This window comes from uncultured Campylobacter sp. (assembly GCF_963517995.1).
GTDB lineage: Bacteria > Campylobacterota > Campylobacteria > Campylobacterales > Campylobacteraceae > Campylobacter_A.
The window spans coordinates 55696-76465 of sequence record NZ_CAUQHQ010000001.1 but is presented as its reverse complement, the minus strand read 5'-3'; the positions used below and the strand labels follow the sequence as shown (position 1 = coordinate 76465).

At 46.9% G+C, this 20770-nt stretch carries 22 protein-coding genes; 12 read left to right on the top strand and 10 right to left on the bottom strand.

What is annotated here, in order from left to right; all coding sequences use genetic code 11:
* Window positions 1–180 precede the first annotated feature (180 nt).
* Window positions 181–447, top strand: a complete 267-nt coding sequence (gene rpsT, locus RYL88_RS00370; protein WP_002949506.1) for a 30S ribosomal protein S20 — start codon at window positions 181–183, stop codon at window positions 445–447.
* Window positions 448–459: 12 nt separating this feature from the next.
* Window positions 460–1527 carry a peptide chain release factor 1 gene (gene prfA, locus RYL88_RS00365; protein ID WP_314988480.1) on the top strand — a complete coding sequence of 356 codons (1068 nt, stop codon included), beginning with the start codon at window positions 460–462 and terminating at the stop codon, window positions 1525–1527.
* A gap of 1187 nt (window positions 1528–2714) precedes the next feature.
* Here the strand turns inward: prfA and purN are convergent.
* The 7 genes from purN to tig are packed head-to-tail and all read right to left on the bottom strand — an operon-like array spanning window position 2715 to window position 9718.
* Entirely contained in the window at window positions 2715–3302 is a 588-nt protein-coding gene (purN, locus tag RYL88_RS00360) for a phosphoribosylglycinamide formyltransferase (RefSeq protein ID WP_314988479.1), read from the bottom strand.
* Complete coding sequence (locus tag RYL88_RS00355) at window positions 3284–4705, bottom strand: NAD(P)H-hydrate dehydratase (protein ID WP_314988478.1); 1422 nt, start codon at window positions 4703–4705, stop codon at window positions 3284–3286. The genes purN and RYL88_RS00355 overlap by 19 nt, the downstream gene beginning before the upstream one ends.
* Entirely contained in the window at window positions 4702–6222 is a 1521-nt protein-coding gene (locus RYL88_RS00350; protein ID WP_314988477.1) for a YifB family Mg chelatase-like AAA ATPase, read from the bottom strand. The genes RYL88_RS00355 and RYL88_RS00350 overlap by 4 nt, the downstream gene beginning before the upstream one ends.
* Window positions 6219–6731 (bottom strand): peptide deformylase, encoded by a 513-nt coding sequence (def, locus tag RYL88_RS00345; RefSeq protein WP_314988476.1) that lies wholly within the window; start codon window positions 6729–6731, stop codon window positions 6219–6221. Before def ends, RYL88_RS00350 begins: the two co-directional genes overlap by 4 nt.
* The gene (locus RYL88_RS00340; RefSeq protein ID WP_314988475.1) at window positions 6728–7792 is read right to left on the bottom strand and encodes a diguanylate cyclase; all 1065 of its coding nucleotides are present in this window, start codon (window positions 7790–7792) and stop codon (window positions 6728–6730) included. Before RYL88_RS00340 ends, def begins: the two co-directional genes overlap by 4 nt.
* Before the next feature lie 10 nt (window positions 7793–7802).
* Window positions 7803–8393 (bottom strand): ATP-dependent Clp endopeptidase proteolytic subunit ClpP, encoded by a 591-nt coding sequence (clpP, locus tag RYL88_RS00335; RefSeq protein WP_002949394.1) that lies wholly within the window; start codon window positions 8391–8393, stop codon window positions 7803–7805.
* Window positions 8393–9718, bottom strand: a complete 1326-nt coding sequence (gene tig, locus RYL88_RS00330) for a trigger factor (RefSeq protein WP_314988474.1) — start codon at window positions 9716–9718, stop codon at window positions 8393–8395. Before tig ends, clpP begins: the two co-directional genes overlap by 1 nt.
* 142 nt (window positions 9719–9860) lie before the next feature.
* On the opposite strand from tig, the gene folE reads away from it, so the two are divergent.
* The 8 genes from folE to RYL88_RS00290 all read left to right on the top strand — a co-directional run bounded on the left by folE (window position 9861) and on the right by RYL88_RS00290 (window position 15024).
* The gene (gene folE, locus RYL88_RS00325) at window positions 9861–10463 is read left to right on the top strand and encodes a GTP cyclohydrolase I FolE (RefSeq protein ID WP_297969219.1); all 603 of its coding nucleotides are present in this window, start codon (window positions 9861–9863) and stop codon (window positions 10461–10463) included.
* The gene (gene fliI, locus RYL88_RS00320) at window positions 10463–11767 is read left to right on the top strand and encodes a flagellar protein export ATPase FliI (protein WP_297969221.1); all 1305 of its coding nucleotides are present in this window, start codon (window positions 10463–10465) and stop codon (window positions 11765–11767) included. The genes folE and fliI overlap by 1 nt, the downstream gene beginning before the upstream one ends.
* 25 nt (window positions 11768–11792) lie before the next feature.
* Window positions 11793–12107, top strand: a complete 315-nt coding sequence (locus RYL88_RS00315) for a hypothetical protein (protein ID WP_297969223.1) — start codon at window positions 11793–11795, stop codon at window positions 12105–12107.
* A gap of 68 nt (window positions 12108–12175) precedes the next feature.
* Complete coding sequence (locus RYL88_RS00310) at window positions 12176–12895, top strand: WG repeat-containing protein (RefSeq protein ID WP_297969225.1); 720 nt, start codon at window positions 12176–12178, stop codon at window positions 12893–12895.
* Between the two features lie 178 nt (window positions 12896–13073).
* On the top strand, window positions 13074–13448 hold the full coding sequence (locus RYL88_RS00305; protein ID WP_297969227.1) for a hypothetical protein: 375 nt from the start codon (window positions 13074–13076) through the stop codon (window positions 13446–13448).
* Window positions 13445–14092, top strand: a complete 648-nt coding sequence (locus RYL88_RS00300; RefSeq protein ID WP_297969229.1) for a tetratricopeptide repeat protein — start codon at window positions 13445–13447, stop codon at window positions 14090–14092. The genes RYL88_RS00305 and RYL88_RS00300 overlap by 4 nt, the downstream gene beginning before the upstream one ends.
* Before the next feature lie 264 nt (window positions 14093–14356).
* The gene (locus RYL88_RS00295) at window positions 14357–14842 is read left to right on the top strand and encodes a hypothetical protein (RefSeq protein WP_314988473.1); all 486 of its coding nucleotides are present in this window, start codon (window positions 14357–14359) and stop codon (window positions 14840–14842) included.
* A gap of 26 nt (window positions 14843–14868) precedes the next feature.
* Window positions 14869–15024, top strand: a complete 156-nt coding sequence (locus RYL88_RS00290) for a hypothetical protein (protein WP_314988472.1) — start codon at window positions 14869–14871, stop codon at window positions 15022–15024.
* Window positions 15025–15180: 156 nt separating this feature from the next.
* Here the strand turns inward: RYL88_RS00290 and RYL88_RS00285 are convergent, their stop codons facing one another.
* Window positions 15181–16203 (bottom strand): hypothetical protein, encoded by a 1023-nt coding sequence (locus tag RYL88_RS00285; RefSeq protein WP_314988471.1) that lies wholly within the window; start codon window positions 16201–16203, stop codon window positions 15181–15183.
* Between the two features lie 508 nt (window positions 16204–16711).
* On the opposite strand from RYL88_RS00285, the gene RYL88_RS00280 reads away from it, so the two are divergent.
* Window positions 16712–17890 carry a NifS family cysteine desulfurase gene (locus tag RYL88_RS00280; protein ID WP_314988470.1) on the top strand — a complete coding sequence of 393 codons (1179 nt, stop codon included), beginning with the start codon at window positions 16712–16714 and terminating at the stop codon, window positions 17888–17890.
* 347 nt (window positions 17891–18237) lie between these two features.
* Window positions 18238–19230: an iron-sulfur cluster assembly scaffold protein gene (locus tag RYL88_RS00275; RefSeq protein ID WP_314988469.1), complete on the top strand. Its 993-nt coding sequence runs from the start codon at window positions 18238–18240 to the stop codon at window positions 19228–19230.
* 129 nt (window positions 19231–19359) lie between these two features.
* Here RYL88_RS00275 and RYL88_RS00270 read toward each other — a convergent pair whose 3' ends face one another.
* Together RYL88_RS00270 and RYL88_RS00265 are read right to left on the bottom strand one after the other, a co-directional pair.
* Entirely contained in the window at window positions 19360–19578 is a 219-nt protein-coding gene (locus RYL88_RS00270; RefSeq protein ID WP_314988468.1) for a hypothetical protein, read from the bottom strand.
* Window positions 19579–20132: 554 nt separating this feature from the next.
* Window positions 20133–20606 (bottom strand): hypothetical protein, encoded by a 474-nt coding sequence (locus tag RYL88_RS00265; RefSeq protein WP_314988467.1) that lies wholly within the window; start codon window positions 20604–20606, stop codon window positions 20133–20135.
* Window positions 20607–20770 lie beyond the last annotated feature (164 nt).

Below are 20770 nucleotides of genomic sequence, written 5' to 3'. Positions count from 1 at the left end.
TTGCCAGACAGCTTTTTGCTTGGCAAATTCTATAAATTTATTAAATTTCCGACCTATTTTATCAAAAAATATCCAAATTTAAGTTGTAAATTTCCTCGCTTTAAATTTTACTTAAATTAAGCGGATTTTAAAACTGATTTTTATATAATCACGGACTAAAATTATGACAAAAGGGACATTATGGCAAACCATAAATCTTCTGAAAAAAGAGCCAGACAGACTATCAAAAGGACTGAAAGAAACAGATTTTACCGCACTAGGCTTAAAAATATCACTAAAGCCGTGCGCGTAGCCGTTGAGGCAGGCGATAAAGAAGCCGCGCTAAATGCGTTTAAAGTGGCAAACAAAGATTTCCACAGCTTCGTTAGCAAAGGCTTTTTGAAAAAACAAACAGCTTCTCGCCGCGTAGGACGCCTCGCAAAACTCGTAAACAAACTATCTGCTTAATCTAAATTTTTAATGTTAGCCGACAAACTGCAGCCTTTTTTGGATCGCTACGACGAGCTCTCTCGTCTGCTTAGCGATCCGTCTATCACAAACGATATCGCAAATATGACCAAGCTCTCAAAAGAGCAATCAAATTTAGAAGATATCGCCTCGGCTGCAAAGTCCTATCTGCAAACTCTCGCAGACATCGAGGAGAACAAAGCTCTACTCGATGACGCCGAGCTTGGCGAGCTAGCCAAAGAGGAGCTCAAAAATCTCGAATCCCAAAAAGAAAATCTCGAAGAAGAGATTAAAATTTTACTCCTTCCAAAAGATCCCAATGACGATAAAAACGTGTTTTTAGAGATCCGCGCGGGTGCGGGCGGAGACGAAGCGGCGCTTTTTGCGGGCGATTTGTTTAACGCCTATGCCAGATACGCCGAGCTTCGCGGGTATAAATTCGAGATCGTGAGTCAAAGCGAAGGCAACACGGGCGGCTTTAAAGAGATTATCTTGCTGATAAAGGGCAAGGGGGCGTACTCGAGGCTCAAATTTGAGGGCGGCACCCACCGCGTCCAGCGCGTACCAGAGACAGAGAGCCAGGGCCGCGTGCACACTTCTGCGGTCACGGTCGCTATCATGCCAGAAGTCGAAGATAGCGAGATCGAGATAAATCCAAACGACCTTCGTATCGACGTCATGCGCAGCTCGGGCCACGGCGGACAGTCGGTAAATACGACCGACTCGGCGGTGCGAATCACCCACATCCCAACAGGCATCGTCGTCACGAACCAGGACGGCAAAAGCCAACACAAAAACAAAGAAGCCGCGATGAAGGTGCTAAAAGCGCGCCTTTACGAGATACAAGAAGAAGAGCGCCTGGCTAAAGAAACCAGCGAGCGCAAAAGCCAAGTCGGCACCGGCGACCGCTCGGGACGTATCCGCACCTACAACTTCCCGCAAAACCGTATCAGCGACCACCGCATAAATTTGACGCTTTATCGCCTCGACGCGATAATGGCGGCGGGACTTTTTGACGAGATTATCGAGCCGCTGATTGCGCATTATCAAGCCGAAGCGATCTCAGACGCCGAAATTTAAGCTACTATAAATTTTGCGTAATTTTAAATTTTACTCTACGAGCGGTTGTATTCTAGGGTCTTTTTATTAAATTCGTATTTTGATTTTTGCTTTGCGCTATCGCAGTTAAATTTTAAAAAACCGTAAACCGATTTTGATAAATAAATTGCGATCTTTTAGACGGCCGTGGCGTTTGTTTTGCGGATTGTTTTAGTATAAAGAGGTCGCGCCGGTTTTTGTTTGCTAAATTTGAAAGATATTTCTTCCTCTTTTAGCCAAACATTATTGCATTAAGATTTTTATGTTTGGTGGCCCAAATCAAAACGTCTTAAAAAGCGCCGAGATAAAAGCAAATTTATAAAGTTATTTAACTACAAAGCCATGCTTTTGGCGTAACTTCGTTTAAGACTCTGCGCTCACGCATAAGAGCCGCCGAATTTGACCGCAGACTTTGCTTTCGTGCGTCGTTAATTTCTAACAGACTTTGCAAGCTTATAGCTTACGTCGGCGCCGCGCTTAAATCAACATCGCCTGCCGAATTTGCCGTTTGCGATTAGTTAGATTAGCTTCCGCTTTAGGCGTAGTTTCTTGCGCTAGGACCGTCTTGTCCGACTTTACCGCCTAGGCGTTAAATTTGCCGATTTCATCTATCTTTGTGCGACTTTTTATTAGCTTTATAAGCGCTTGCTGAGCTTTTGCTTTCGCCGACTGGCACCGGGTGCGGATATTTGAAAACTTCCATCTCTACGCTTACGCGAAAAGTTATGTTGCTTGACCGGCGGCGCTTAAGGGGTAAATTCGGCGCTTACGCGTGTCTATTTTTTGCAAAGGTTTAGGCTGAGGCGTTTTTATCTTTTAAGTCTTTTTGTAGTGTTTAAATTTAATGCGACTTTGATTCCTTGCGCCCACGTTAATTAAGCTTTGCGAACAAACGAGTGCTTTGTATTTGCCTGTTTAAGCGGCATTTGCTGAACTGCTTACAAAATCTCCTAAGGCCTTGCAGGCTTTGGTGCACAACGCGTGCATTTGTAGCTCGGTCGCAACTTTAGAGGCGCTTACGCTAGCTCAAATCTTTGTGGCACGACACCAGCTTGCGGGTAAAGCGCCGATCTTTGTAGCCTTGCAAAATTGGCAACGCAGTCGCCTTTGCTACGGTAAAACGCGGGCTAAATTCTGTCGGTTTCTAGCGGCTAGGCACCCAAAAAACGCTAGTCGGGCTTCTTGCCGGTTAAAATTTGCACGATAGTTTCGGGCAAAATTTCATGTTCTGCCTCGTGGATTTTAGCCTCGTAAGCTTCAAAACTCATTCCCGCGCTCTTTTCAAACGCGCGCTGGGCGATGATCGCACCGCCGTCTAGCTCCTCGCTGACCCAGTGCACGCTCACGCCGCCCACCTTCATATCGCTATCAAAGCTCTCTTTTATCGCGTGCGCACCCTTAAAAAGCGGTAGCAGCGACGGGTGCAAATTTATCGCGCGAATCTGCCTCGTAAAAACTGGCGTGAGAATGCGCATAAAGCCCGCAAGTACCGTTAGATCGACGTTAGCGCGCTTTATCTGCGCTACGACCGCGGCGTCAAACTCCTCTCTTGAGGTAAAATTAACGTGCTCGGTAACGACGCTTTGCAGGCCGTATTTTGCGGCTTTTGCTATGCCGCCTGCGTTAGCTTTATTTGTTAGCGTTAGCGCGACTTCGATCTTAGTTTCGCCAAAAACTTTGCCGTGCAGCTTCTGCAAAATCGCCTCCAAATTCGAGCCGCCACCGCTAAATAAAACCGCTATTTTTTTCGTAAGCATTTGAGTCCTTTGATGACGTCCGCGGCCGTGAGCGCGTAGTCGTTGATTTTGATTTCGCGAGCGGCTAGAGCGTGAGCCAGCGTCCCGCTGATCGCGGCGTTTAGCGGGTCGTAACCCTGCGCCAGTAGCCCCGCGACGATACCGCTTAGCGCGTCTCCGCTGCCGCCTTTTGCTAGCGCGGCGCTACCATGCGTCATGACGTAGACCTCGCCGCCTTGCGCGATTAGCGTATTTGCGCCCTTTAACACAAGCACGCATTTAAAATTTCTACTAAAAACTTGAGCGAGTTTGAAGCGATTTTTTTGCACTTCACAGACGTCAAATTTGCCTAAATTCGCAAGCCCTAGCAAGCTAGCAAACTCCTTTGGATGCGGCGTTATCACGACATTTATGCTATTTAAAAGCTCAAGCGTGCGCGGCTCGTAGCAAAGATCGGCGTCGATAACGAGCGCGTCTTTTGTTTCTAGCTCGCTAAAAAGCTCGTCTTTTTGCTCTTCATCAAGCTCGCCAAGCCCCATGCCGACGGCTCCGACTCGCATTTTGGACGTTATGCGCGCGCTTTGCATTAAAACGGGCTCAATGTTTAAATTTTCGCCCACGACGCTAACAAGCCCAGCACCGATAGTTAGCGCGGCAAGTCCCGCTATACGCGCCGCGCCGCACTTTTCGCCGCTAACGACGAACACGTGTCCAAAGTCGCCTTTGTTAGCGTTTTGCTTTACGCGAAACGGCAAATTTAAATCGCTTTTTCCAAGTTTATAAAAGCTCGCCCCCGCCTCATAAAGCTCGCGAGGGAGGCCCAAATTTGCGACCTTTACGCGCCCGACGAAATCCTTTGCAAAATCGCTATAAAGCGCCAGCTTTAACGCGCCCATCGTCACGGTCGTATCAGCCTTAAAAACCGCTCCTTGCGATAAACCGTTTTTATCAAGCCCGCTTGGGATGTCGCAGGCGAGCTTGTAGGCAGGTTTTGCATTTAGCGTATTTATCAAATTTATAGTCCGCACGTCTAGCTCGCGGCTAAGTCCGGTTCCGAAAATCCCGTCGATGACGCAGTCAAATTCGCCGCCTTCCGTCAAATTTGAGATCAAATTTACGCCGCATTTTAGCGCTCTGGTTAGCTCCGTTTTTGAGGTTTCGTTTTGTTTGTCGCTCGCTAAAAACGCGAAACAATCAAATTTATCGCCCAAAAGTCTAAGCGCGGCGAGCACGTCTGCGCCGTTATTTCCGCTGCCGACTACGCCTAAAATTTTACGGCGTTTGGTCGATGATTTTTTGAGCCTAGTCCGTACTGCGTGAGCTAACGCATTTGCGGCGTTTTGCATCAGCACTTCGGTGCTAAGCCCAAACTCGCTTACGGCTCTAGCGTCAAGCTCCACCGTATCCCAAAATAGCTTTTTCATGCGCCCTCCTGCTTCACTCGGTAGCTCAAAGCCTCTAAAATGTGCGGCTTTTTGATGATGCGCGAGCCCTCGATGTCGGCGACCGTGCGGGCGACTTTTAGGGTTTTGTTTATAGCGCGGCGACTGAGTGAAAATCTCTGCGTAGCAAAATCTAGCGCCCTGCTCGCCTCGTCGTCGCAAACGCAAAATTTAGCGATCTCTTCGTCGCTAAGCTTGCCGTTTAGTTCGCTTTGGGCGCGCGAGATTTGCGTTTCAAACACACGCAGCACGGTATCTTGCATCGATTCGCTCGTGACGTCGCTTTTATCATCGGCGCTCACCTCATCCATCTGCACATGAAGGTCGATGCGGTCTAGCACGGGCGCCGAGATGCGCGATTTATAGCGTTTGATCTCAAGCTCGGAGCATTTACACTCTAGATTTTTAGAGAGGAGATTGCCGCAAGGACACGGGTTCATCGCGGCTACGAACATAAATTTAGTCTCATACGTGATTTTTGAGTTTACGCGCGAGATGTTGATTTTATAGTCCTCCAGCGGCTCGCGCAGGCTCTCTAAAATTTGCGGCGCAAAGTGCGGAAGCTCGTCGAAAAATAAAATCCCGCCGTTAGCTAGCCCGACCTCGCCGATCCTAGCCAAGCTCGATCCGCCGCCAAATATCGAGCTGCGCGTGCTCGTGTGATGAGGCGAGCGAAAGGCGCGCAGGGCGGAAAATTCGCTCTCCTGCTGATTTAACGAGCTATAAGCGCAACTAAGCAAAATCTCATCCAAGCTTTGCGGCGGTAAAATGTAGCGCAGGCGCTTGGCGCTCATGCTCTTTCCGCATCCGGGGCTGCCCTCAAAGATAACGTTGTGCATACCGCAAGCAGCCACCAGGCAGGCTCTTTTTGCTCTGCGCTGGCCTTTTACGTCGCTAAAATTTAGCTCGAAATTTTGATTTTTTACGAAGCTTTTTTCGCCGATTTTGATTAAATTTGAAAAAAGCGGATGAACGGCGCCGACCTTGCACGAGGCGGTAAATTCGGGCTCTAGGAAAAATTTGATCGCTTCGGCTAAATTTGAAACGGCGTAAATTTCTAAATTCGGTATCGCGCCCGCTTTTTGCGCTATCTCTTGCGGGATCAGCACGCGAGAGCCGGGCGCTTTCGCGCTCAAAAAAAGCAAGATAGAAAAAAGGCTCGCCGTGCTTTTGACGCCGCCGTCAAGCCCCAACTCGCCGAATACGAAAATAGGCTCGAAGTCGCGCTCTTTTTGCAAGGCGATTAAAAGCGCGATGGGTAGGTCAAAGTGACTACCTGATTTTGGCATGTCGGACGGGGATAAATTTATGATGATTTTTTGCGCGGGAAAAGAGAAATTTAGCGACAAAAGCGCTGATTTTACGCGCTCGGCGCTCTCAATTATCGAAGCTCCCGCAAGCCCTACGATATTAAGTGCGGGCAAACCGCGGTTAAAACTGGACTCGACGTCCACAAGCCGCAATTCGTCGTTATAAGTGGCGCATTTTAGGGCTTTCATGCGTTTTTTTGCTTTTTATACTCTTTGTCGAATTTTTTGCGTTTATTGTAGCCGATTCGCTCGATAAAAAGGTGTCCGTCTAGGTGATCCATCTCGTGCTGGATGGCGACCGACAAAAGCCCGTCTGCCTCGAGCTGTTGGCGCTGTCCGAAGCGGTCTTGATACTCTAGCGTTATAAATTCGGCTCTTTTTACGTCCTCGTAGTATCCCGGCACGCTAAGGCAGCCTTCTTGGTAGATTATCTCGCCCTCTTTGCGTAAAATTTTGGGATTTATGATTTCTAGCAGATCCTCTTTGCGCTGTTCTTTGCTCTCTTCATCCACTAAATTTACGATCAAAATTCGCTTGGCCTCGCCAGTTTGGATGGCAGCTAGTCCGATGCCGTTTTTAGCGATCATGGTCTCATACATATCGTCTAAAAATTTATGCAACTCTTCGTCAAAAACCTTAACTTCAAGCGATTTGACGAAGAGTTTTTTGTTCGGATAGGTTAGGATTTCTAGTATCATTTGCCGCCCTCGCCGGGTAGGATAAGGTAGCGTTTACCGTCTTTACCGGTGTCTTTTAGCGCATCAAGCGCGCTAGAAAGCAGCTCCTCGACGGTCTTTTGCCCCCCTAGAGCGCAGGCTACCACCTCCATATCAAAATCGATCTTTTCGTCGTTTAGCATAAAAGAAGTGCCGTAAAACATCTCCGTTATACGTTCGCACGCCTTTTGCGCGCCGACGATATCGGTATGGCGCATCAGCATCGCAAAGCACCCGTCGCCGTAATGCGCCAAAATATCGCTGCGCCTTGAGGTGCGAAGTAGCATACGCGAGATGTTTTTTAGCACTGCATGTTTGCCTTTTGAGCCGATGTCTTGCAGTGAAGTTTCTTTTGGCTTGATTAGCATTAGCGAGGATTTATAGCCGTATTTTTGGATATTACCGACCTCCATATCCAGCGTCTTTAGGAAAAATTTTCGGTTATAGATATCAAATTTAGGATCATAGACGGACTGTTCTTCTACTATCTTAAAAACTTTGCCGACCTCATCGTAGCTGGTTTTTATGACCTCGATATGCTTATCCATCAGCGTATTTAGCTTAGCTAGATCATCGCTAAATGCGTTAAAAACGCTTTGATTAGCCAGCAAATTTCCGTTTGGATCGAGGCTGTCTAGGCGCTTTTTAACGACTGTTTTTAGTACGGATAGATTTTTATAAATGAGCGCGACGGCTTGCAACATACTTTTTATCTGTATAAAGCTGTTTTTTACCTCGCGCTCGATGCTGATTTGCCTATCGTCTTCTAATCTACCGATTTCATCTTCTATTTTGATGATTTCTCCGACTTTTTTTTTGAAGTCGTCCGGTTGCTTTTCGAGTATTTTTTCAAAAAATATTGAATAATTTTTGGGTATTGAGGGGATATTTTCCTCAGCTAGCTCTTTTATGATAGCCTCGGAAAATCCGTAAATACCCATATCGCCGCCGTTATCCTCGCCTTTTCCCGCGCCTACGCGTCCAGGATTTTGTGCGCTTTGCGGGAGCTGTTTTTCGCTTTTTTTATCGTCTATCTTTAGCAAAATTTACTCTTTATTTAAAGCTTTTTTCTAAAACCTTATCTATCAGTCCGTATTCTTTAGCCTCAGCAGAACTCATGAAAAAGTCCCTGTCGGTATCTTTTTGGATTTTAGCCAGTTTTTGACCCGTATTTTTGGCTAGGATCGCGTTTAAAATTTCTTTCATACGCAAGATTTCCTTCGCCTGGATCTCTATATCCGTCGCCTGTCCGCGCGCGCCGCCTAAAGGCTGGTGGATCATGATGCGCGAATTTGGCAGCGCATAACGCTTGCCCTGCGCGCCGCAGCTAAGCAAAAACGCGCCCATAGACGCCGCCTGACCTATGCAGATCGTGCAGACGTCGGGCTTGATGTAGTTCATCGTATCGTAAATGCTAAATCCGCTCGTTATCACGCCGCCGGGGCTATTTATATATAGATATATGTCTTTGTCCGGATCTTCAGCCTCTAAAAACAGCATCTGAGCCACGATCGCAGACGCCATGCCGTCCTCGATCTCGCCGCTAAGCATTATTATGCGGTCTTTTAGCAGGCGCGAGTAGATGTCGTAGCTTCTCTCGCCCTTGCTCGTGCGCTCGATGACGTAGGGGATGTAGTAGCTCATTACTCCGCCTTTTTCTCTTTTTTATCGTTTTTCTCGCTCTTTAGCGCGAACATCTCGTTAAATAGCTTCTCCTCGATCATCGACATTTTGATCGCAGGTAAAATTCCTTGATTTTTATAGTTTTCAAGGTGTTGTTTCGGATCTACGCCCGAGCGATACGCCTCAAAATACACCGCTTGGATCAGCTCTTGATCGCTTACTTTGATATCTCTGCGGCGCGCTAGCTCGTCTATTATAAACGTTAGTTTCACGCTTTTTACCGCGTCGTCGCGGTATGTCTCGCGCTGTTTAGTTAGAGCATCTTTATCCTCTCTAAATTTAGCCATCTGCTCAGGCGTAAAGCTGCTCCAAGCGCCGCGGAACTGCATATCCATCTCTTGTTCTACGATATTTTTCGGCACGTCGAAGTTAAATTTAGCCACGATCGCGTCGGCAAATTTAGGTTTTAGCTCCTCGTTTACGTTTTTGGCGTGCTTGTCGGCTTTGATCTGCTCTTTTAGTCTCTCTTCAAATAGCTCGACGCTTACATTTTCCTCGCCCGGCATGATGCGTTTTAGCGTCTCTTCGTCGATCTCTTCAGGCACTTTTTTGCCTTGGATTTCGTGTAGCTTTACCTTAAACGTCGCGTCTTTGCCCGCAAGGTGCGCAGCGCCGTACTCGGCCGGGAATTTAACCTTTACGTCGCGCTCTTCGCCGACTTTAAGCCCGATCATACCGTCCTCAAAGCCGGGTATAAACTGACCCGAGCCGATTTCTAGCAGGTAGTTTTCAGCTTTGCCGCCCTCAAACGCAGCGCCGTCTACGAAGCCCTCGAAATCAAATTTGGCAAAATCGCCCTTTTCAAGCGCGGCTTTTTCCACTTTTTCTAGCGGAGCTATCATTTTTAAAATTTCGTTTTTTCTCTCGTCGATCTCTTTTTTCGTTACGCGCGGCGCACTGACGCTCTCTATCAGCTCCTCGTAGCCGTCGATGTTTATGACTGGTTTAAACGAGATTTCGATCTCCGCGTCGATCTCGTTCTCGCCTCTGTCGAATTTAGTTACGATCGGCTCGCCGATAACTTCTTCAAATTTTCTATTTAGCTCTTTTAAGCCGGCGTCTATCGCGTCTTTTAGCGCGTCTTGCTCGGCATCGGCGGTTAGTTCTTTTTCGTAGCGTTTTAGCACCACGTTCACAGGTACTTTGCCCGCTCTAAATCCGTCTATTTTCATATTTTTCGCAGCTTTTTTAGCGGCGTTTTCGAGTTTGGCTTTTACGTCCGCGCTCGGTATTTTCGCACTTAGCGAAGCATTTACGGCGTCGATCGCCTTGGTTTTGATTTGCATTAAATTCCTTTAAAAAATAAAAATTTCCTAGAGTGTAGCAAAATTTTCCTTATTCATAGTATAAATTTAAGCGCGCAAAAGGCGAATTTAAGTAAAATCGTTTATCAAATTTAAACAGGCGAAATTTAAACCAGGAACGCAAATGCAAAAAAATTTAGAAAATGAGGATTTAAAAAAAGAAAAGTTTGAAAGCTGCGTCGAGCAGATGCTAAATCTAGTCGGCGAAGACCCGCACAGAGAGGGGCTAGCTAAAACTCCCGAGCGCGTTTTTAAAGCTTACGAGTTTTTAACGAGCGGCTACTGGCAAGACCCCAAAGTCGTGCTAAACGACGCGCTGTTTGATAGCTCAAATAACGAAATGGTGCTCGTGCGCGATATCGAATTTTACAGCCTTTGCGAGCATCATTTGTTGCCGTTTTTCGGGCGTGTGCACGTAGCCTATATCCCAAATCACAAGGTCGTGGGCCTTAGCAAAATCCCGCGCATGGTAAATATCTTCGCCCGCCGCCTGCAGATCCAAGAGCAGCTCACCGAACAGATCGCGCAGGCCGTGCAAGAGGTCATCAAGCCAAAAGGCGTGGGCGTCGTCATCGAGGCGCGCCACATGTGCGTGGAGATGCGAGGCGTGGGTAAGATCAACTCGACCACGACAACATCGGCGCTGCGAGGATGTTTTTTAAATAGTAGCGAGACTAGGCGCGAGTTTTTCTCCCTTATAAATTCGCACAAAGAAGTGAGATTTTAGTGGGTTTAGATAGCTTAAAATCAAAACTGGGCGCAAATTTATCTCTCTCTAGCGTCTTTGGCGTGATCGAGCGAATTTCTGCTACGACGATAGAGATCTCGGGCCTTCGCCCTAGCATCGGCGACATCGTGCAAATTTGCGCTAAAGATAGAAGCAAAAGCGGACTAGCGATGGTGACCGAGGTGCGGCAAAATACCGCGCTCATCTCGCCTTTTGGCTTTGTAGAAGGCTACAAAATCGGCGACTTCGTCTATCAAAGCGACCAAGGCATGAAAATCCCCGTCGGCGACGCTCTTTTAGGGCGCGTGGTGGATCCGTTTATGAATCCAAAAGACGGCAAAGGCGCGATCGCCGCCACCGAGTACGCTCCGATAATGCGCGCTCCGATCGATGCGATGAAACGCGGGCTGATAGATGAAATTTTTAGCGTCGGGGTTAAAAGCATAGACGGACTGCTAACCTGCGGCAAAGGCCAAAAACTTGGCATTTTCGCGGGCTCTGGCGTAGGTAAAAGTACACTCATGGGCATGATAGTAAAAAACTCGCAAGCACCGATCAAAGTAGTCGCGCTCATCGGCGAGCGCGGCCGCGAGGTGCCGGAATTTATAGAGAAAAATTTACGCGGCGATCTAAGCGGAACCGTCGTCATCGTAGCCACTAGCGACGATAGCCCGCTGATGCGAAAATACGGCGCGTTTTGCGCGATGAGCGTGGCTGAATACTTTAAAAACCAAGGCAAAGACGTACTTTTCATCATGGATAGCGTGACGAGGTTTGCGATGGCGCAGCGAGAGATCGGGCTGGCGTTAGGCGAACCGCCGACGTCCAAGGGCTATCCGCCCTCCGTGCTCACCCTACTGCCTCAGCTGATGGAGCGCGCGGGCAAAGAGGAGGGCAAGGGCAGCATAACGGCCTTTTTCACGGTGCTTGTAGACGGCGACGACATGAGCGATCCGATAGCCGACCAGAGCCGCTCGATCCTAGACGGCCACATCGTGCTTAGCCGCGAGATGACGGACTTTGGCATCTACCCGCCCATAAACATATTAAACTCCGCCTCGCGCGTGATGAGCGACATCGCGAGCAAAGAGCACAGAGCAAACGCCGCCAAGCTAAAGCGCCTCTACTCGCTCCTCAAAGAAAACGAAGTCCTGCTACGTATCGGCGCGTATCAAAAAGGCAGCGACAAAGAGCTAGATCTTGCCATCTCGAAAAAAGAATTTATAGATAACTTCCTAAAACAAGACGCCGAAGAGGGCTTTAGCTTCGAGCAGACGCAAGAGCTGCTGGGCGGGATAAATTAGCCCCAAATTTGCAAAAAAGGCAAAAATGAAAAAAATTTTAGCTGTGCTGCTTCTAGGCTTGCTCGGCCTTGAAGCTAAGATAATCGGGCAGGGCGAGCTAGCGGACTACGGGCTGGTTTTTGCGGACGGCAATGCCGTGGATAAAGACGGCAACATAAAAGCCGTAGGTAAAAATTTTATGGTCACGGGAAGCTTTTCCGACGGTCTTTGTGTGGTTTTTATAGGCGAACAGACCTTTTTTATGGACGAAAACGGCAGATTCGCCGTGCGTTTGGCTTTACAACCAGCTTTACCGAGGGGCTGGCAGCCATCGTCAAAAACGGTAAATTCGGCTTCATAGACAAAACGTGCAGGATCATAGTAGAACCCAAATTTGACTATACGGGTATAGCTTTTGGAGACGGCGCGATGATTGTAGGCGAGATGAAATACGGCAGGATGAAATACGGCTACGTGGATAAAAACGGCAAAACTATCATTCCTCCGCGCTACGACGAGGCAACGTATTTTTCCGAGGGGCTAGCCTCGGTGCGTATTGCCGACAAATGGAGCGTGATAGACAAAAGCGGCGCTACCGTTTCAAAGCTAAATTTGGGCCGCCCGGTAACTTTTACGGAAGGCTTGGCGCCCGTAAAATTTAACGGACTCTACGGCTTTGTGAACAAGGGCGCAAACATCGTTATAGAGCCTAAATTTGAATCAGCGTCGCTCTTTAGCGAAGGGCTGGCGGCCGTAAAATCAGGCGGCAAATGGGGTTTCATAGACAAAAGCGGAAATTTCGCGATAGAGCCGCGTTTTAACGAAGTAAATCACTTTAAAGAAGACCGCGCCGTAGTGAGGGTCGGCGAGCTGTGGGGCGTTATAGATAAAAGCGGTAAATTTATCCTTGAGCCGCAAAAATTCGACTATATATTTGACGAGTTTTACGGCGGAATGTTAAATTTCAGCATAAATAGAAAAAGCGGTTGCCTAGACGTAGACGGCAAGGTCGCCATAGAACCGAAATTTGACGACATATACGTTTTTGAGGGCGACGCGACGGCCGCTAGCGTAGACTACAAACACGTGTTTATCGACAAAAAGGGCCGAATTTTGCCCATTTCTTACTACTTTGAGATAGAAGATTGAGCCAAATAGCGCAAAGGATGAAATTGCCGCGCGGCGAGATTTTGCGGGGCGGTAAATTTAAATCCGCGCAGCGACTAAATGCCTAAACGATAGGCGAAACGGCTATTTTAAGTAAATTTAGGGCGGATTTGCACGAGAGTTCACGAATTTAACAAAAAACAAATAAAACGGAAAGAGAATGCGAAATTTAATGAAAGCCGCGCTTGCAAGCGCGCTAATACTTAGCGGCTGCGCGAGCGGTAAAAACTACGCAAATCCGCATCTAGCGCAACTAAAAGGGCAACATATCCTAACCCTCGTAGACCGCGCGGATTTTGCCGACGTTTGCATGCGAGAGGACGGATCTAAGGTTTATTATTTGCAAAATAGCGCAAAAAGCGGCGAGCCGGGGAGGACTTGCGATGAGGTGGCGCCTAGCAAACTAAACGCGGCGTTTTTCGTCACCGACGAGGACGGCGTCATAACCGGCTACGACGAGATAGGGGGCGCGCCCGTAGCTAACTACGAGCCGATGTTTGCGGATCTGTTTAGCCCGCTAAAGGACGAGAGGTGAGGCTTGCGCTTTGGCTAACGATACTTGCGGTAAATCTCGCCTCGGGCGAGCTTTTTGACGCCGTTAAAAGCGAGTATCTAAGGCTTTTTAACGAACAAAACTACGGCGCCGCGCTAGAAATTGCTCTGCAAGCCGCAGAAGGCGCGGACGCGCAGGCGCAGCTAGAGGCGGGCTACGTTTACGAGACGATTTACGGGGACTACGTTCGAGCGGTGCGCTATTACAAGCTCTCCGCAAGCGGCGGCGAACCCCAAGCAGCGCTAAATTTGGGCTATTTGTTTTTGCGGATGAGCGATTATTCGCGCGCGCTAGGCTATATCGGCGAGGCTTTGGAGCGGCAGGAGGCGCTTGGCAGCGAGCGTGCGGCGGATGGGTATTATCGCCGCGGCATGGTTAGGCTAGATCCGCGCAGAGGCAAGCTTTATGACCCAAAGGCTGCTGCTGCGGACTTTGCTAACGCCGCGCGTCTAGGCGGAGCGGACGGGACGTTTATGCTGGGCGTTTGCTACGGCCTTGGCGTAGGCGTGAGCGCGGACGAGCAAAAAAGCGACGAACTCGTAGAACGAGCCGCCGGTCTAGGCAGCGAGGATGCGCGCAAGGTTTTAAGCGGCTTTGCAGGCATTGCGGACTTTGTTTTTAAATAGCCCTTTGCGGCGTTTTGCCGCGATTAGGGCGTTTTTGATTTGAGGTTAAATTTAGCGGCAAAGCCTTACTAAAACTAGGCAAGCGCCCGCAAAACAAAATCGGCGCAGGAGTTTAGCTTGTTTGTAAAAAGCGGACGAAATCGCAACTATTTTAAGATGCGCGTCCGGTTTTAAAGGCTAAATTTAGGGCGTGAGGTATGCCGGTAAATTTAGCTATCTTTGCGCAAACAAGCGCAATACAAGGAGAAAATTTGAGCAGAAATTATGACGAAAATCCGCTGGTTTTTACAGGATGATTTTTACCGCATCTCAGTTAGCTGCGCCTTCTTGCTTATCATTAACCTTTCTATGATATTTCTGATATTTTTTAGCGGCATAGTAGACTGGCAAAGCGGCTCCTTTTGGGAGGTTTTCAGAGCCGAAGCGATGCGAGACGGCAGATTTGTTTCGATGTTTATAGGGGTTATTTTTGGAAATGTTTTAGCCGCCGCCGACTTAATCAAAAAGCTCAAAAATCCCTCGCTCGTTTACCTTTACGAGGATAAAATTTTCCAAACCAAAAAGGGAGTAACGATAAATTTGGCAGATATCGCCCAAATGCGAAAATCGCCCTATCAAATTTTAGGAGCGATACCGAAAAATCCGCTTTCCGCGGTAGTGATCCCGTTTATGTTCGTCTTGGCCGCATTTATTTTTTATGCGCTGATTTTTTCGCCAAATGCGTGCTCAGAGCCTTTGATAAGGACGTAATTTTAAGCTACTTTTGCAACCTTGCCATGTTTAGCGAGACTGGCGTTATAAATATTTATTTCATCTCAAAATCAGACTACGCCGCGGTGCGTGAGTATTTTGTGGCAAAGCCGGGCACGGACGTCGCGGACGCACCATGGATGATCAAATTTTACGACTCTAGAAACCTCCAACCGGTTTAAATTTGGCGGCGGCTTTCGTATTTGCCTTACATTAAATTTACCGAGCAAGGATACGCATTTATACCGTATCGCCGCTAAATTTACATCTTAAAGACGCAGGTTTTGTGCGCCGAGATTTCACCGCCTTTATCTCAAGTTTGCGGCGCGAGCCTTGATTTACTGCGTGCGGTTGCCGACTTTCTGGGTTTGGTTTCTACAAATTTCATTGACCTGCTCGCCCTCGCCGTTTCGCAAGATAACCTCGTAGTCTATGTACTCGCTTCCTTTGTCAAGCCCGCCCAAATCTCTAAATTTCGACAATATTATTTCAAAGGATTTTACGTCGTCTAGGGTAAATTTGTCGATTATTTTGGCGTATTTGAAATTTTTACTAGGAAGCATGTAAAAATCTCTAAATTTTTGTTTTAAATTTAGCGTGTAAATCGTCGTGGACGCAGCACCGTTATTGCAGCTATTGACTTTGCTCTCGTCAAAGGCGAGCGCGAGGCAAATTTTATCCCCGCAGACGACTTTCGTATCTTTAGCGAGGCTATTTACGCGCACGGTTTGTCGCCATCCCTCGCCTTTAATCTCAAAGGTATTGCGAGCGAGCTTTTTGGCTATTTTGTCTCCGCCGTAGCCTCTTGCCTCAAGCTTATCAGGCCGAACAAGCCAAGGCTCATTAGGATTTTTAGGAAAACCATCAAGCGGGATTTGAAGCCCTCTTATAGCATTTAAATTTTCCTCGGTGCCTTGCGGAGCCGCAAAAGAGGTGCCTCTCATAGAGTGTAGATTAAAGAAACCGATAAATTGCCTCGTGGCTATATACGCGGTTTGAGAAAATATCTTGGCTTCGTTTTCAAAAAGAGAAATATCGTAGATGCCGTATTCATAATATTTAAGTTCTCTTCTTACCCACATCTCATCCGGCGAGCGGTCAATCTCGTCGTATCCATAGTAGCGCCCCGGCATATCTTTTTGCAAAAAAAGGTCTTCTTTCCTCTCGTCTTTATATCTAAGCCAGACCCCGGTTTCGTTCTTAACGTATAAATGGTCAAATTTTACGCCTTTTGCAAATCTGCCTTTTCCAAGCCAAAATACGGGTCTTTTTTCTAGGGGCGGCAAAGCGGCAACGGGAGGTAAGCCTTGCAGCTCTTTTTCAAATTTTTCATCGATATAATCGCAAGCGCTAGTTGGCATACTAGGCTCGTAGCCTTCTGGCGTATCGGATGAAAAAAGCGAGATTAGGGCCAAAAAACATACAAATAGCATGAAAATTATGTAAGCGACGCCTACAAACCAGGCAATAATTCTTAAAATTCCCTTGAAGACTTTCATATCTAAATTTTATCCCATCTTGTCTAAAAAACCGCAAATTTTAACTTCAAATTTGCCTTTTTGTCGCGTCAAATTTAGGTTTCTTTCGCCGAATTTCATCAAAAATGCGAAATTTCTAATTTTTAAATTTTCTAAAACCTTAAGAAATCAAACTAAGTTTAGGATATATTTTATCTTTTTATATCAAATTTGACTGAAAGGGCGACGTTTTGCTCATTTGATAAGGAATTTCAATATATAAACTCTATCAAAAACCGGCTAAATTTGAAAAAACTAAGCTAAAATTTTAATCAAAAATTTATAAAATTTGTTATATTATCCTCGCGAAAATAAAAGGGATAAAATATATCCTAATTGATAAAGGTCAAGCGTGAGAGTATATCTAGACAACAATGCCACGACGATGGTTGATCCCGAAGCTTTCGAGCTTATGAGGCCGTTTTTTTGCGAAAAATACGGCAACCCAAACTCGCTTCATAGATTCGGCTCCGAGACGCACCCCGCGCTTCGCCGCGCGATGGATCAGCTCTATGCGGGCATAAACGCAAGCGATAACGACGATATCGTGGTAACAAGCTGCGCCACCGAGAGCAACAACTGGGTGGCTAAGGGCGTGTTTTTCGATCATATATTAAATAAAGAAAAGGATCACGTCGTAATAAGCGCCGTCGAGCATCCGGCGATCGCGGCGACGTTTGAGTCGCTCAAGAAATACGGCGTGCGCGTGAGCTATGTGCCCGTAAACGAAAACGGTCTGCTCGATCCAAACGATCTAAGAAAGCTCATCGACGACAAAACCGCGCTCGTTAGCATCATGTGGGCAAATAACGAAACGGGCACTATTTTCCCGATTAAAGAGTGCGCACAGATCGCTCACGAGTACGGCGCGCTGTTTCACACCGACGCGACTCAAACCGTCGGTAAGATCAAGATAAACGTGCGCGAGATGGGTATGGATTTTATGAGCTTTTCGGCGCATAAATTTCACGGACCAAAAGGCGTAGGCGGCCTGTATATCAAGGACTCGCAAAAGCTAACGAGCCTGCTTCACGGCGGCGAACACATGGGCGGTAGACGCAGCGGAACGCTCGATGTAGCGGGCATCGTCGGCATGGCGCAAGCGCTGGAAAACAGCAACAAGCTAATCGAATTTGAAAATCTGCACGTAAGACGCCTGCGCGATAAGCTCGAAGACGCGCTGCTAGAGCTACCCGACGTCTCGGTCGTGGGAGATCGCGCCCACAGACTGCCAAACACCATCCTAGCCGCCGTAAAAGGCGTCGAGGGCGAGGCGATGCTGTGGGATCTAAATCAGGCCGGTATCGCGGCGTCTACGGGCTCGGCGTGCGCGTCCGAAACGCTAGAGAGCAATCCGATAATGGAAGCCATCGGCGCTAGCAGCGATCTGGCACATACGGCGTTAAGGCTGTCGCTGTCGAGGTTTAATACCGAAGAAGAGATCGACTATGCGATAGAGCATATCAAAAAGGCGGTGGAGAGGCTGAGAGGCATATCAAGCACGTACGCCTACAATCCTAACGGCAAGTAGCGGCTTGTCTTTTGAGCGCTTTTGAATGAGTTTGAATTTTTCGCCCTGCGGCAGACTATCTGTCTAGCCTTGGGACGAAAATTTCCGCACAACATTCAAAATCATCTCAAAATACTTCGCCTTATTGTTTTACATTCAAATTTGAGGTTAAATTTGATTGAAATTTGAGCTTTAAAAAGTCCAAATTTGAGTTAAATTTAAAAGGAAGTGGGCGGCAGTATCGCGAGATGGATTTGAATGTTGTGAAGCAAAAATGAGCAAGGCTAACCAAATAGGTTGCCGCAGCGATATTTTTGCAAGCTCATTCAAAGACGCTCGCGAGACAACGCCTCTAAAAAGGAAATAAAATGGCAAAAAATAATCTAATAGGCGGTTCAATTTGGGACGAATACTCCCAAAACGTCCAGAACCGCATGAACAATCCCAAATTTATGGGCGAGATAACGCAGGACGAGGCAAAAGCAAGAGGCGGCAAGCTTATCGTGGCGGATTTTGGCGCGGAGAGCTGCGGCGACGCGGTGAGGCTGTATTGGCTCGTGGATGAGAAAACCGACCGCATCATGGACGCTAAATTTAAGAGCTTTGGCTGCGGCACTGCGGTGGCAAGCTCGGATACGATGGCTGAGCTTTGCATCGGCAAGACCGTGGACGAAGCGGTCAAAATCACAAACATCGACGTGGAAAAAGCCATGCGCGATACCCCAGACGTCCCTGCCGTCCCGCCGCAAAAGATGCACTGTTCGGTCATGGCCTACGACGTTATCAAGGCCGCCGCAGCGCAGTATAAGGGCGTGGATCCTGAGCATTTCGAAGACGAGATCATCGTGTGCGAGTGTGCGCGCGTTAGCCTAGGCACGATCAAAGAGGTCATCCGCCTAAACGATCTACACACGGTCGAGGAGATCACGCAATACACCAAAGCGGGCGCCTTTTGCAAATCCTGCGTGCGTCCGGGCGGACACGAAAAGCGCGAGTATTATCTCGTCGATATCCTCGCAGACACTAGAGCCGAGATGGAGCGGGAGAAAAAGCAAGCCCTCATCGACGCGCAAGCCGCGGGTAAATTTGACGACGTGAGCTTTGAAAATATGACCGTCGTGGGCCAGCTAAAAGCCATCGAGAGCGTCATAGATAGAGATATCCGCCCGATGCTGATGATGGACGGCGGTAATATGGAAATCCTCGATCTGCAAAAAGACGCCGAGGGCAAATTTGACGTCTATATCAGGTATATGGGCGCTTGCAACGGCTGCGCGAGCGGCGCAACGGGCACGCTATACGCGATCGAAAACGTATTACAAGAAAACCTCAGCCCAAATATCCGCGTTTTGCCTATTTGATTAAATTCGGGCGATTATTTTAGCCGCCCGAAAAAATCGGCCGCGAATTAAACTGGCTATTATAGAGATAGATTGTTCTAGAGGTAAGAAACTGGCCGCAAGTATTAAATTTCGGGAATCATCCCGAAATTAAGCCCTTTTATTTTCTAGGCGGTTTAAAACAGGTTTTAAAAACTCGTCAAATTCGTCCTGCGTTAGTACTCTTTTGCCCAGTTTTTCCTTGCACTCTTTGCCAAGCTCGCACAAAACCTCTCGGTTTGCTATACTTTGAGCCTTGCCGTGTCTTGCTAGTACGGTGTTTAGCTCGTGTTCTTGGGAAAAGTTAACCAACTCTCGATCTGTTGCCATCTTAGCTCCTTTGTTAAGAATTTTTGTAGATTATACAATTTTTAGCTTTAAAATGTAGCTAAATTTAGCGCCGAATTTGGATACTAAATTTGCCTTGCGGTAGCGATTTTGCTGCCGAATTTAGTCTAAATTTACTTGCAAGTGCTCAAATTTCTTGCTAGGCAAACGACGGCCGTTACGGGGTAGCGTTGGTTAGCGGCAGATGCGAGTAAAAAGCATCGTAGCAATAAGCTAGCGTAAAAGCCGTTGCCTGAAACTCGTAAATGCAAATCTAGTTAAACGGTAAAGTCGGCATTTTTTAAATTTTTAGAGATTTGTGCTTCTAACATTTTAGCCTTTCTGCCGCTTTTGCTTAGCGTAGCTTGGCTTATGTTCTAAAATTTACGTTAAATTCGGACGGTTAGTTTAGCCGCTCTACTCTATTTTTGTAAATTTGATACGACTTATAATATGGTTTTTGGCGCTACAGAATCGCAAAATCCACCTTATGAAACAAACAAATTTAGCTGCTCTAGCTTTGCGTAAATTTGAGTACAGAATTTGACTACTAAAATTTACTCTTTTAGCTCCTCGTAAACACTCTGGTTGTGATATATACAAGCCGCAATCACTATAATTAGTATCGGAGTTAGCAACAAAAATACACCAAAAGCTCCTATTGCCCCATCGTTATGCTGGCTTTTGCCGGATAAAGTGATAGGAAGATAAAAAATCAATGCAAAAGTAGCAAAATGTTCTACCGCAAAAATCGTGTCACTTTTTTCGGGATTTTTAATAAAAAGATTGCTGTATTTGCGTTTTAAAATTAAAAATAATAGCGTACAAACAATGGCAGATAGTGCGACTAGATACAAATTATCCATACCTAAATAGTTCAGGGTTAAGCAATAAGCCAATGCCGTAAGAGTCGGAAAATTCAATCTAATCAAGCGATGAAGCTGATATCTGCGCTTTAAATTTTTAGGGATTTGCGCTAAGGCTTTGCCGTATTCCAGCGCTTCGGCGATTTTATCTTTTTGAGTTTGCATTTTTGCCTCCTTTTTTATTATTTTAGCCTAAATTTTAACTCTATCATCACCAAAACCCATCTACCCCGATTTTCAATTTACAAAATTAAATTTTTCTACTTCATTTATCAAAATGCCTAAAATTCCGATAATCGTTAATGTATGCGTTTTTAGTAATAAAGTTA